10 protein-coding genes are annotated in these 12,057 nt (G+C 50.1%); 7 read left to right on the top strand and 3 right to left on the bottom strand.

Going from position 1 to position 12,057, the window contains the following annotated elements; genetic code table 11:
- Positions 1-126: 126 nt before the first annotated feature.
- Complete coding sequence (gene mobI / locus ACESMW_RS05590; RefSeq protein ID WP_372986075.1) at positions 127-576, bottom strand: conjugative transfer protein MobI(A/C); 450 nt, start codon at positions 574-576, stop codon at positions 127-129.
- A 302-nt stretch (positions 577-878) separates the two neighbouring features.
- Here mobI and ACESMW_RS05585 point away from each other — a divergent pair, with 302 nt between their 5' ends.
- Genes ACESMW_RS05585 through ACESMW_RS05570 form a run of 4 tightly spaced genes read left to right on the top strand, consistent with a single transcriptional unit; the run spans position 879 to position 4,274 of the window.
- The gene (locus ACESMW_RS05585) at positions 879-1,448 is read left to right on the top strand and encodes a hypothetical protein (protein WP_372986074.1); all 570 of its coding nucleotides are present in this window, start codon (positions 879-881) and stop codon (positions 1,446-1,448) included.
- Complete coding sequence (locus ACESMW_RS05580) at positions 1,445-2,299, top strand: hypothetical protein (RefSeq protein ID WP_372986073.1); 855 nt, start codon at positions 1,445-1,447, stop codon at positions 2,297-2,299. Before ACESMW_RS05585 ends, ACESMW_RS05580 begins: the two co-directional genes overlap by 4 nt.
- 3 nt (positions 2,300-2,302) lie before the next feature.
- Positions 2,303-3,475, top strand: coding sequence for a hypothetical protein (locus ACESMW_RS05575; RefSeq protein ID WP_372986072.1), 1,173 nt, complete (start codon positions 2,303-2,305; stop codon positions 3,473-3,475).
- Between the two features lie 55 nt (positions 3,476-3,530).
- Positions 3,531-4,274 (top strand): hypothetical protein, encoded by a 744-nt coding sequence (locus ACESMW_RS05570; RefSeq protein ID WP_372986071.1) that lies wholly within the window; start codon positions 3,531-3,533, stop codon positions 4,272-4,274.
- 210 nt (positions 4,275-4,484) lie between these two features.
- Here ACESMW_RS05570 and ACESMW_RS05565 read toward each other — a convergent pair whose 3' ends face one another.
- Both ACESMW_RS05565 and ACESMW_RS05560 read right to left on the bottom strand, forming a co-directional pair.
- Positions 4,485-5,090 carry a replication protein P gene (locus ACESMW_RS05565; protein ID WP_372986070.1) on the bottom strand — a complete coding sequence of 202 codons (606 nt, stop codon included), beginning with the start codon at positions 5,088-5,090 and terminating at the stop codon, positions 4,485-4,487.
- A gap of 2 nt (positions 5,091-5,092) precedes the next feature.
- On the bottom strand, positions 5,093-5,656 hold the full coding sequence (locus ACESMW_RS05560) for a hypothetical protein (RefSeq protein WP_372986068.1): 564 nt from the start codon (positions 5,654-5,656) through the stop codon (positions 5,093-5,095).
- Between the two features lie 2,445 nt (positions 5,657-8,101).
- Between ACESMW_RS05560 and ACESMW_RS05555 the strand changes: the two genes are divergently transcribed.
- The 3 genes from ACESMW_RS05555 (at position 8,102) to ACESMW_RS05545 (ending at position 12,052) form a co-directional block, all read left to right on the top strand.
- Complete coding sequence (locus tag ACESMW_RS05555; RefSeq protein ID WP_372986067.1) at positions 8,102-8,893, top strand: DUF3800 domain-containing protein; 792 nt, start codon at positions 8,102-8,104, stop codon at positions 8,891-8,893.
- Positions 8,894-8,983: 90 nt separating this feature from the next.
- A complete protein-coding gene (locus ACESMW_RS05550; protein WP_372986066.1) occupies positions 8,984-9,733 on the top strand; it encodes a hypothetical protein in 750 nt (249 codons plus the stop codon).
- A gap of 603 nt (positions 9,734-10,336) precedes the next feature.
- Positions 10,337-12,052, top strand: a complete 1,716-nt coding sequence (locus ACESMW_RS05545; protein WP_372986065.1) for an NADH-ubiquinone oxidoreductase-F iron-sulfur binding region domain-containing protein — start codon at positions 10,337-10,339, stop codon at positions 12,050-12,052.
- Positions 12,053-12,057: the final 5 nt, after the last annotated feature.

The raw sequence follows: 12,057 nt of genomic DNA, 5'->3' as shown, positions 1-12,057 counted from the left end.
TCAGGAGAAAAAGAACGTCGCTTTCTGGTCATCAGACACCTCGTTTATGGTGGTGATATTACCACCTACGTTGGTGTCCGGAATCATTGAACCACTACACTCCTTGATTAAGTTCAAATAACTTAATTAAGTCAAATTCGTAGCCTGCCGTTCGGCAGCCTTTTTCTCTGCATTTTTAAGGCTTGTTAAGGCCCGGGAAAGGCAGTTGTACTCTGCTCGAATCTCTGCCATTTTATTTTCGACTTCCAAAACTTTCTCGACTTCCCACGACTCTGCGCGGATCATCAGGCTCTTGTTGCGGTACCGGAATCCGTTGCCCTTCGGGATATATTTAGAATAGACACCGGGTTTACCGCTGATTGGATGTTTGAAAAACTTAAAAGCTGTCCAGTAAATTTCCAAGCGATGATTTGGGCGGAGTCGAACCCAGACATTGAGTCTCGCTTTCTTTTTTGGAGGCAATAAAGCGTTGTTTCGGTAGTGAAACTGCCAATGCTCGTCCACTATTTCCTTTGCCTCGTAGTATAGTTCTTCGATCCGAAGGGTTAGCTCTGTTTTTACGCGTGCTGTCCACATATATATGGTTCCCTGCGTTAATCAAATGTCGTCGTCTCCAAGTATGGTTTCTGCGCTTTAATACCTGGATTAACTTCAGGTTAAAGATTTAAATCTATTCCGACTGACGTAACGCACCCGCTTTTACCCCGGCGTTTTGCAAGTATCCCATCGATAAAACTGCTATCTCCGATGCGGTAGACTATGCGGAAGCCGCTTTTTCAAGGAATTTAGTGGCTGTTTTTTCGTCTGTGCCTGGGGTTGCAGATCGCGATTAATGAGGAAAATAGGAGCTGATCCCTCAATTGCGACACAGGTGCAAAATGGTAAATTTCAAACTGACTATTCCTCTCTCTGCGACACTCTCTCTGGTCATTTTCATGACCGCCTGCACTACTACCTACGAGCCTCCGGTGGTCGCCGACAAGCTAATCTGGACATCGGACGGAGAGAGCGCTCGCCCAGCGTGGACACTTATGCCGGCCGCAAGACAGGATTCAGCAGACCAGGCCGTCCGTGTGGTTGGGATGAGCAACCGGCACAGCACGCAAAAGGGCGCGCGAGATGCTGCCGTGGATGATGCACGCCGCCAGATCGCTAACTATTTTTCGAGCCAGGTCGAGGACAAGGTCGAGCGAATTGAACGCGGCGCTAATACGCAGAGTGGGGTACAAGACCCAGTTCAGGAGCTGAACCGGATTACGCAGCAGCTGTCTGTTCATGCCGTGAACTCAATGACAGTGGAGGGTTCTCGATTTGAGCAATGGTTGGATAGCCAAACCGGCAAAACCTTTTTCAACGCATTCGTCCAGGCCGCCATACCCATGAATTCGCTTCATGTTGGAAGGTCCAGTGAATTGGAAGATATGCGTCGGTTCGAGGAGGACGAATGATGAACAGAGGTGTTCTTCTCATCACGATCAGTCTTCTCTTTATGGCATCTGGTATGGCCAGCGCAAACGATACACCTGTCCTGAAGTCCGCTGAGCTTCCATCGTGGACCTCAAAAACTCAATTTCGGGAGCCTGGCGGCAGGCGGATGGTGTTTGTGGGAATCGGGCAGGGCGACTCAGTAGCGCAGGCAAAGACCCGGGCACGAAGTGATGCCCAAGCACAGTTTCTATTGGCTGTCGGCGGCGTGGTGATCACTAGCCAGAAGCTCGTGGAGTCCTCCCAGACAGGTGAAGGCGGCATCGCTCAGTATTCAGTGTCGGGGGAACGCTATACCGACAGTGCCTCGCAGGGTTTCTTTCAGGGCGGTGATTCAGAGTTTGTTGCTCACTCCTCCGGCAATGCTGTGAACGGGTATTTTCGTTTGAGCCTTCCGATCGAGTCTGTTGAGGCTGCGCGTGATGAAGTGGCTCGCGCGCACAGGGCAGAGGTTCTTCGGAAGATTGAGGCTTACCGGTTGGCAGGGCTGTCTAGACGAAATGGAGTCAACGGTTACCGTTACGCAGTTGTTCAGGAGCAAGCGTCCACCCAGCGCGGATCAAACGAACTGCGAATTTCTGTGGAATACGAAGCGCGACGCAAGGCTCGGCATGCTGGAAGAGTTGCTCTCGTCAATCGTTTGAAAGGCGCGTCCATAAGAGCCGTTGCAGCGCAGTCCGGTCAACAAGTCAACATGAGTCACTCCAGCGTCACAGGATTCGTGCGGTCGGAAGTTGTTGCTGAACGAGTTTGGTGGGAAGGCGAGGAAGCAGTTGCTGAGAGCTTCCTCCTCGGCTGGGTAAAAGGGGGCTGATTCATGAATGTGATGTTGAGATTTCTGATCAGCGTGGCAGCTGCTCTCATCCCGCCGGTTTTCGCTGTTGCGAACACCGTTGTCACCGTGGGTGCTACAGGGTCGGATCGGGACTCCGCTATTGATGCGGCCTTGGGTAAGGCCTTGGTCGAGACGTTAGGTAGTCAGGTTTTTTCCGTGACAACAATGAATGACGACCAGTTTCATTCAATGGCCACCGCTGTTACCAGTGGCCGGGTCCACAGCTACGACCTTTTAGAAGAGCGTGAAATCTTTGATGGGGTGCATGTGCGTCTGCAGGTGACTCTGGCTGAAAAGGATATTGCCGGAATCGTACCGGAGGAGATAAAAACGTGGGATCAGCGAATTGAGGATGTGCGGAGTTGGGATCAGGCTCAGCAGTTGGTCGGCGAGTATCGGCGTCTCCTGGACGAGTTTCTGATTGGCCCGCGGCATCAACTGAACGCTGGATATGCCATCGTTCTCCGGTCCTATGATGTTTCGGCTGTCGACACGCACCAGATCAAAGGCGATATCTATGTAGATATCATCGTGAATCAGTCCTGGTGGGACACCTATTATCGGCTGGTCCACACGCTTGCTCCTCAGGGCAACCAGGTAATACCGGAAGGACCTCTGAAAGTTTTCAACGGTACTGCTGCCGTTGATTTTGCTTCCAGTCGCCGAGTCGATAAGAGCCTTCTATACGATCTCGCTCACCCTCTGCCGGTGCGCCTATCAGTTGGCAGGAACGTCTCGAACTTCATTCTCTATAAAAACGCCCTGTTGGTATCCGCTCAACCGATGACCGAGGATTCCGCGCAGACGGGCTACCAGCAATCACAGGCAACCAGAGGGGAGATATCGCTGACGAAGGGCAATGTCGTCGGCGGTGACGCCGAACTTGATAAACGAAAATCCGACCTGCAATGCGGCTCCGTCGAGCGAGGCGCGTCTGCAGTCTACTGTGGCCACCGCTTCACAGTGAAAATCCCGTTTGAGGCAGACAACGAAGCTGAGGTGATACAGATCATGCGGCGCGGTGTAAAAGCCGAGCTTAGCCTGTATGGAAACCACGCCTGCGAATATGACTGCCATTTGCTAGACGAAGACCCAGCAGACGATTCGGATGCAAATGAGATGTTAAAGCAGTTCCTGTCGAGGTACCTCAAATAGACTCTGGCGAGATAGCGAAATTGGATTTTCAGAGCGGTAATTAGAGGGTATTGGTATGACGAAGTTTGTTTTGGGCTTCATGGCTGCAATGCTGCTGGCGATATCTTTCCCAGCGTTGGGATGGGACTTTGACAAGACTCGGGCACGAGACATTATGGACCGAGCTGCAAATGACGGAAACGCGACGGCCAGACTGCTTGTTGCAATGGCGCTGGATGAGCGGGTTGATACGATTTTCGATGATTATGAGTTCCGCTTGCCAAAATCGAAAGATCCGAAGCAGCTGTATATTCAGTGGCTTGACCATGATCACATTTACTCCAATTTAATGTATGTGTCGAGAAAGCGCGCGTCGAAGGTCACTCTGATGGTTTATGCGCTACAGGGTACGTTCTCCCTATGGGATCGCAGGTACGGGAGGGCGGCGCTTTACTACCAAGCGGCGGAACAAATCGGCGAGCAATTGATTCAAAAAAATGGGTTTGGACCAGACCTGGCCGTCCTCACGTATGATGCCCGAGCTGGGAAAGTGGCCGCAATGCGTTGCAGTGGCAATATTCCACCGCAGGATACGACATACAAAATTGATAAAATGCTGGCTGGCCTGGAGCGAACCTCTCAGGTCGCGAAAGACTACCGCGCATACATACAGTATCACTCAGTCGGAAAGCCAAATACGTTGGGATTGGACGACTCAGGATGTTGGGCGGGGGCAGCCTCTGGCGCTGCCGTGGTTTATCCTCTGGCGCCGTTCAATTATGAAGAGAACACGTCTAAATATGTCGGACTAGATTACTGACCGGCGTTTCTTTTGCCGGGGTCACTCGGCATTCTTCTTTTCCTGATTACAAGAGTAGAGACACCATCCGGTGAGAAACGTTGCGCCAATGATGCCTATAGCCATGGCAGTCAGAACGCCGACTTCGATAGTCATTTGGTCTAGACCTCGCCTCGTATGAATCAGTTCACGTTTTTTAATGCCGACACCTCACTTTATCAGCCGAAAAGCTTACCGAACCATCTTTTTAAGCTTTTGCATGTATTCTCTTGCTACTTTTTTTGGTGCTGGGCGCCCCGGAACCTGCTCTGTAAGAGCCTTGGGAATTTCCTTGTTGAGATCTTCTCCGGCGCATACCCTGTGGCAGGCAATCTCGTACGCGCGCTCAAACCTCGGCCAACTCTTATCCCGGCTCATTGTTCGTAGTTCATGTGCTCCAACCGATTGAGCAGCGACAAACACCGCTGGATGGCTCCAAATTCGTTGCTGTCCAACCGGATGTATTTTCCGACAGGCCTCCTGATAGGCACTCAAAACTGATGGTAACCCCATAAACTCAGCGTCAGGCTTGCACCAGTTGATAAATTTTCCTACCGGAGGGCAGTGCGCGGAGCCGCTTTTCAGAGTTTTATGGAGTCCGCATTGGATTTCGAGGTCGCTCCGAATATTCGCATCCAAAAGTGCTTTCACCCAGAATTTTTTTGCTTTTTTCTCAATCGATTCGTTTGTCCAAGTATACTTCCAGCCCGGACAGATCAATTTAATCTGATCGAATATAACGTTCACGGCTTCGGCCATTTTCATTTCAGCATCACTCGGCTTTTCATTTGGCTGCATTGTTAACCCTCCCATAGCCAGGAAATGTCTCCGTGAGTAGATCGGTTCGCCAAGGTCGTTGTTTTGCCACCTGACCTGGTTGCCTTCTTTTCTTCATCCAGAGTCGGGTCCTTGCGCCTAGTGCTGGGCTTTGACTGCCCATTAGTAATACTTTTATTTTTTGAATATTTCTTTTTGGAAATTGTCTTATATAAAGGGCCGTTTTCACCGGTGTCGGATTTACCGTGGCCCGAAAAGCCGGCACCGGAATCCCCGTCTATGGTACCGGCAGGTTTCTGAGGGGGCTGGTGAATCGTGATGCCAGTGATCCAGCGCCCATACGCTCCACGCACTTTTTCCCGAACCAAATAGCCAGCATCCTCAAGTTCTTTGAAAATTCGCTGTTGTTTATCTTTCCCAATGCCAAATTTCTTCCGAATATGGTCCGCACGGACCTCCCAGTCTTTTGGGAGCGATAAGAGGTAAACCAATACACCGATAGTGTCCAGGGAAAGCCCCTTTTCCTCAAATAAGGCATTTGGAATCGAAGCGAAGTTTTTGGTTAATCGTTCTTTTTTAATCGGCATTGCGGCTTTCTCCTGGAGTTGGAATTCATTTACAAGGGAAGCGCGTCGAGCTCTTGCTGCCTCTTCCGTTCCCTAATGCGTGAAAACTAATTTACTTGGTTGCAAGCCGTCTGACTGAACACACGCAAGCGTAAAAATGGCTGCGTGTTGCGTTGACAAAACCAATGAGCGGTAATTTCGAGCGATCCCGCCACGATCGACAGATATTGCGTTCGCCCTAAAGCCGACGGGTCACAGGATGAACAAAAATTAGACCCTAAAATCCCAACATCGGGGGCCAATCTCCGCCCCACAGTGAAAAGTGGAGGGTTGGGCTACAATCAAATCAAACGCTTGAAATAGTTAGTGCGATAGCGCTGGTCCTCACGCCGTTTTTTGTGCTGTTCATTGTCAGAAAAACCGTCAAAGGCTGAAGCGAATTGCGCCCAGGGGGTGCATACCTAGCTGTGGATGTCATGGCCCCTCCCCGCCTTGGAGGGCTTTGTGAGCTTCAATTAGCGGATAATCAGCTCAAGCCAAAGATCTCAAAGATGCAATTACTCAAATCGCCCGTCTCCTGTCTCGGTTGTGGTTGAGACACGGAGTGAGATTGGTTTTCGGCTTGCACTCCAAAAAAATGTTGCCGCGGTGAAGAAATTGGAAGCCCGGTCTTGTGAGGGGCGGGAATCTGTTCTGGTCAAGATTTTAAGCGGACTAGATGATTGAGCACCGGGGGCCTCCTAAAAACAATTCAAGCCCCAGGCTGCGCTGTTGTGCACATTATCCAACTACGCTGATCCTGGTTACTGGATAGGAAAACAAGACGGAATGTCTGGCCCATACTGCAGGTAGTTCAACGAGCTATTGTCGGTAATGACCTACCCCCAATCCCGAGGATGTCTCATTTGATGAACGTGAATGAGTTACGAGCTCAATACCAATACGTCTTCTCTGTACGGATGCTGTAGTGATTTCCGCGAGTAACCAAGCGAACCTGATCGCGAAGGCGAGGCTGCGCCCCCTGCATGAAATGACCGCTTGCCAATCACTGTGTATGCAAACAGGGTTGTTTGTGGCGAAGTTCATGGATGTCACATGATTCCATGGTAAGGCTGCTCGTAGTGGGCTAAGCTGTTGTTTTCTAGATCTAAGACCTAACGCATGGGAATTCAGAGACCGGAGTTATGAAAAGGTCAAATTTCTACGATCGCAAAGCGCTCTGTCCAATTGCTGTTAAGCAGTGAAGAGGATCAGTCAGAATGGGGGCCGAACGACTAGAAACGAATCCATTTCAAGCATGTCTGGTAGATTCTCTGCATTACGCGTGCTTGGTTAGAGAGGTTCCCGAAAGGCAAAAAGAGTTCTCAAAATCTTCAGTATTGTCTTCATGCTTGTCCATCGAGGCGCTGGCTAATTGCTGCCTCGAATCGATGGGTCTCTCAGGAACACTCGGTAATGATTTTGACAAACTTACACCCCTAGGAAAGATCGACCTGTACTTACTATCCCGAAATGGAGCCACATTGGATCGCGGGGAATATCCGGTCCAAATTGCCAAGAAACTCATCTCAAAGCGTAATGATTTTGTTCACCCTAGGCACCAAAAGCGTAGATTCCACGACAGTGCTTCCGGGAGAGTGGGAGTGATTATCGAGATGGATGACGTCCTTGAGTCCAGGAAAGGCACAAACGACCTTATTCGAACGGATGCTGAGTCCGTATCCAAAAAATTGAACATGTTTCTTTGCTATTTTTCAGCATTGGCAAAACTCTCTCACGCGGAGTCGAAGCCACTGTTTTCTGAAAGAATAGTTTTCGATGATGGGAATGTGCAATACCAAGGCGGATGGTCGGATGAGTCCCTACGGGCAGTCGAAAGGCTAAATCTCGATATGAGCTGGCATCCTTGGTACCGCCGTCAAAATGCTTAACAATCGGCGCACAGCGACCGGTTTTCCGCCGCTTCTCGGGTCCAAACCGCCGCGTGAGCCCGGCGTTAAACCTAAAGGTGATGCATGTTGAAGCCCGAGGGTGATCTTCGCCACAGGGTTCATGAGTCTGAGCTACTGTGGGTTCTCGAATCGAGATCTGAATCTGGCAAAATTTCACATGTTGAAATCGTCGATAGTATTGAACGAATTGTCTATGAAAGGGAAGGTAGACAAGGGCTATATGTCAGATACCGAGGCGTGTGGCGACCACTCCATTCGGTGTCAGAGTTTAGAGAGTTGGTCAAATTGTCCAACGCTGGAAATGTCTATCTATTCTCCAACGAATGGGGCGTGTCGTCAGGAAACAGAGGGTCGATTAAAAAGCTGTCTCCTGCATCATTTATTTATACTCATGAGCATGGCTTTTCATAGGGTTAAAGATAGTTGTAGTGCGTTCCGGGCCTGATGCCCCTACACCAGACGCCCATTTCGCTGCACTACATGGGCGCCGCTAACCATCGCGTTAAAGTAATTTATGCACATAGCAATCGATGATACGTACGGACCTAAAGTAGAAACTGAGTCTGAGTTTGTCTCTGGAAGGCGAAGGACACATGTAGCAGTAGTATTTGATGATCATGAGGTTGGCTATATACGTCAACAGATACGGGCCTGCCTAGATGAGATCGTTCACTCTATGGGAGTCACCGCAGACGAATTTCATTTTGTAGATGTTTACAATAGAAATTCGCCTTGGGATCAGTTGCCAGGCCAAGCCAATCTCGGTTTATTTGAGTTCTTTGCCAATATTTATTCTCAGTATCGTTGGCCGGTTATTATCCAAACCATTGATGATCTAACCTTGAAAGATCACGGCATTCAAGAGCTTCGAGGGTCAGTGGATGGTCTGCACTTGGAAAAGCCTGAAGATCTTTCTCTTTTGTTTCTGCTTTTTAAAATCAAAAGAAATAGAAAGAGCTCTAATGAAGAGATAAGCCTGATTGTTGATGAAGGAAAGAAAAAGGCAGGGTCAGTTATAAGTCCGAAAATTTTCCAAAACTGGCAAAGTAGAGTGTCCGGGGTCTACGCTTCTTCAAAGGAAGAGCCTTTGCTGCAGCTGGCTGACTTTTTGGCTTTTTGCATAAATCGATGCACACATTTAGCGATGAAAAAAAATAGAACTGAGGTCGATAACTGGTTTCTAGAACTTGTCGGAAGTATGAATATAAATAGTGAAGATATAAAGAAGGGAAAAATGAGTGAGGGATTCACAGTAAAGGACTTCGATGACTGGCATAGAGAAGATAGAGCTGGGAAAGGACTATGAAACTCCTACCAGAGTATCAAATAGAATAGCTTTCCGCTGTTGGTTAAATATAGTTTATTATTCAATTTTTTTAGATAAAAGGAGAGATCTTTGAAGTTTTTGTATGCATGGGCAGAAAGTCGAAGAAAAACATTGTACGTGCTGCTTTCATTATACTTTTTAGCTTTCTCTTTTCCTTTTATTTTCGAAGCGCCAATAATCATTATTGGCGCAGCGGCGGCTACTTTAATAATACCGTTCCTAATGCTGGTGGTTGCAATGACGGGGAGTAAGGTTTATGAGTTTCTAGCCGAACAGAAGTGGTTGCTGGCGCTTTTTTCACTCGCTATCGCTTTTTATACAGCTCTCGCGAACATATACGCAGCTAACATGATAAATGAAGTGTTCAAGGTGAGTCCTGGTCTGTTTCCAATTACAACGCTTTTTTTGACTTTCGCATACTTTGTTACTAACTATCTAAAATGGCTAGTTTTTTATCCATATATGTTTCTATTTTTCTTTGGAGGGGTTTTTGTAATATTAATTGTTGCCTGCGGTGGCGGCATAAAAAGAGTGGCAGTTCGACTGCTACGGCTGTGCGTTATAGTTGTGTTCGTTAGTTCAGCTAATACAAGTGTAGCTATGTTTGAAGAGTATCTGCCAGCACTCACCAAGGGAATTGCTGTAAAATCAGACTTCAATAGCCAGCATCGCTGCGGTGATTTTAATGGTGCGCCGGTGAAAAATGTTCTTTTCATGCCAAATGGAAGCGTTTTAGCTCAATTACAAACTGGGCATAACACGGAAGCGAATTGGGAGTTTAAGGTCATGGCATGCAAGAGTATAAATTCTAATCAATGAATCAATCCGACCGTGATGCACTGGCGCTCCAAACGGCGTCTTATTCTGGCATTGACGCTGTAGAAAATCCGAAATCTCCACTTCGGTTTGGTAGCATCAGGCAAGCGGAAAGGGAGGTGTTAGCTTACCCCGTTTCAAGCATTATCACTACGGCGGGTACGCCATGGTCGCGATTAACTACCATTCAAAAAGCTGAGAATGGCAAAACGTGGGTGCACTACGAACTTAAGTTGCAGCTATGGAAGTTCAAATCTCCACCCAAAAAATGAAAACGCAACTTATTGAGCGGAAACGTTTTTATCAAAATTGAACGGGCGTAGTTTCACTTGAAAGAAACATCAGTAAGTTGCTGTATTTAAAGAACAATAAATATTCAGGAGGTTCGTCCTGCAACTCCGTGTACGCCGGTTCGATTCCGACCCGCGCCTCCATTATTTCCCCCAACTTCCCGTACCTTGAAAGTTTCAGGTCAGGGTCGACTCCCTATCCAAACAATTTGCGATCATCTGGCGGCAGCACAGGCTGATATGCTTCAATGATTCGTAAATAGTCAGGCCAGCCTACACGGCTGTCTTTTTGTACCTCGGGGCCTGGTCAAAAACAATGAAAACAGAGCAAAAGAAGGTCAAACCCCGGCGCGTTTCACCTCGCGGTCGCCAACTCGAACCCGTCTTACTGGCGGAGCTGCGGGATCTGATCGGTGACGAACGTATCGATTCGACGTTGCGCAACCGGGATCGGCTGATCGAGCACCTGCATGCTCTGCAGGACGCCTATCGTTACCTCTCCATGCCCCGACTCCGGGCCCTCGCTGCTTTCATGAATCTGCCCATGGCCGACATCTATGAAACGGCCACTTTCTACGCCCATTTCGACGTAATTCACGACGAGCAAACGCCACCACCCGAGATAACTCTGCGGGTTTGTGACTCGCTTCCCTGTCGTTTGGCCGGGGCGGAAGCGCTGCATCAAGCGCTGTCTGATGGAGCTGATCCCGAAACGGTGAGGGTACTGCGCGCGCCCTGCATGGGGCGCTGCGACACTGCGCCCGTGGTGGCCGTCGGTCATCATCATGTGCTGAATGCCAACGCCGAGAATGTTGAGGCCGCGGTAGAGCAGGGACAGGTCCAGCCAGAGGAGGCCTCCTGGCAACGTTTGTCAGAATATTGTTCGGCCGGTGGTTATCAGCTGCTAACAGATTGCCGTGAAGGCCGGGTGAGCATCGAATCGCTGGCTAAGGAACTCGAGCATGCCGGCCTGCGTGGCCTCGGCGGTGCCGGATTCCCCACGTTCCGAAAATGGCAGGCCGTTCGAGCTGAGCCGGGACCGCGCTACGCGGTGATCAACGCCGATGAAGGCGAGCCGGGTACGTTCAAAGATCGTTATTACCTGGAACGCGAACCCCATGTATTCCTGGAGGGCGCTCTGATCAGCGCCTGGGCGGTTGAGGCGCAGTCCCTCTACATTTATCTTAGGGACGAATACCCCTGCCTGAACAGGGTGCTGACCGATGCCATCGTCGAGCTTGAGTCGGCCGGCATTGTCGAGTCGGGCTTCGTTATCTTGCGCCGTGGCGCCGGAGCCTATATCTGCGGCGAGGAATCCGCCCTGATCGAATCCCTGGAGGGCAAGCCCGGTAAGCCACGACATCGCCCGCCGTTCGTGGCCCAGAAAGGGCTGTTTGGTCAGCCCACCCTGGTCAATAACGTCGAGACGGTTTACTGGATTCCGCTCATCCACGCCAAGGGCGCCGAGTGGTTCGCCAGTCAGGGGCGGCGTGGTCGTCGCGGTCTTCGCAGCTTTTCAGTCTCCGGTCGGGTTGCCCGGCCCGGGGTTCACCTCGCCCCCGCGGGCATCGCCCTCAATGAATTGATAGAGGAATACTGCGGCGGCATGGCGGAAGGGCATCGCCTGCTGGCCTATCTGCCCGGCGGGGCCTCCGGCGGCATACTGCCCGCCAGCAAAGCAGACATTCCCCTGGATTTCGATACGTTGCAGGAGCACGGCTGCTTTATCGGCTCTGCTGCCGTAATCGTTTTGTCTGATCAGGACGATTTGGCCGCGGTAGCCCGAAACCTTCTGAGCTTTTTCGCGGATGAATCTTGCGGGCAGTGCACTCCCTGCCGTGTGGGTACCGAGAAAATGCTCACGTTGCTGGAACGCGATACCTGGGATGAGCAGACGCTCCAGCAGCTGGCCAGGGTGATGGCAGATGCCTCCATTTGCGGTCTGGGCCAGGCCGCACCCAATCCGCTGCTGAGTCTGCTGCGAGATTTCCGCAGCGAACTCGCCAGCAGCAATCTGATAGCGAAAGGTTAGGGGAG

It is taken from the genome of Marinobacter sp. (genome assembly GCF_041690455.1).
In the GTDB taxonomy this organism is placed as follows: domain Bacteria; phylum Pseudomonadota; class Gammaproteobacteria; order Pseudomonadales; family Oleiphilaceae; genus Marinobacter.
Note: the sequence above shows the minus strand (reverse complement) of the source record. Positions and strands in the feature narration are given on the sequence as shown.

Bases quoted from the DNA above. Each gene is read 5' to 3' on its own strand.
- ACESMW_RS05575 (WP_372986072.1), top strand. From the start codon at position 2,303: ATGAATGTGATGTTGAGATTTCTGATCAGCGTGGCAGCTGCTCTCATC.
- mobI (WP_372986075.1), bottom strand. From the start codon at position 576: ATGTGGACAGCACGCGTAAAAACAGAGCTAACCCTTCGGATCGAAGAA.
- ACESMW_RS05555 (WP_372986067.1), top strand. From the start codon at position 8,102: ATGCACATAGCAATCGATGATACGTACGGACCTAAAGTAGAAACTGAG.
- ACESMW_RS05565 (WP_372986070.1), bottom strand. From the start codon at position 5,090: ATGCAGCCAAATGAAAAGCCGAGTGATGCTGAAATGAAAATGGCCGAA.
- ACESMW_RS05560 (WP_372986068.1), bottom strand. From the start codon at position 5,656: ATGCCGATTAAAAAAGAACGATTAACCAAAAACTTCGCTTCGATTCCA.
- ACESMW_RS05570 (WP_372986071.1), top strand. From the start codon at position 3,531: ATGACGAAGTTTGTTTTGGGCTTCATGGCTGCAATGCTGCTGGCGATA.
- ACESMW_RS05585 (WP_372986074.1), top strand. From the start codon at position 879: ATGGTAAATTTCAAACTGACTATTCCTCTCTCTGCGACACTCTCTCTG.
- ACESMW_RS05580 (WP_372986073.1), top strand. From the start codon at position 1,445: ATGATGAACAGAGGTGTTCTTCTCATCACGATCAGTCTTCTCTTTATG.
- ACESMW_RS05545 (WP_372986065.1), top strand. From the start codon at position 10,337: ATGAAAACAGAGCAAAAGAAGGTCAAACCCCGGCGCGTTTCACCTCGC.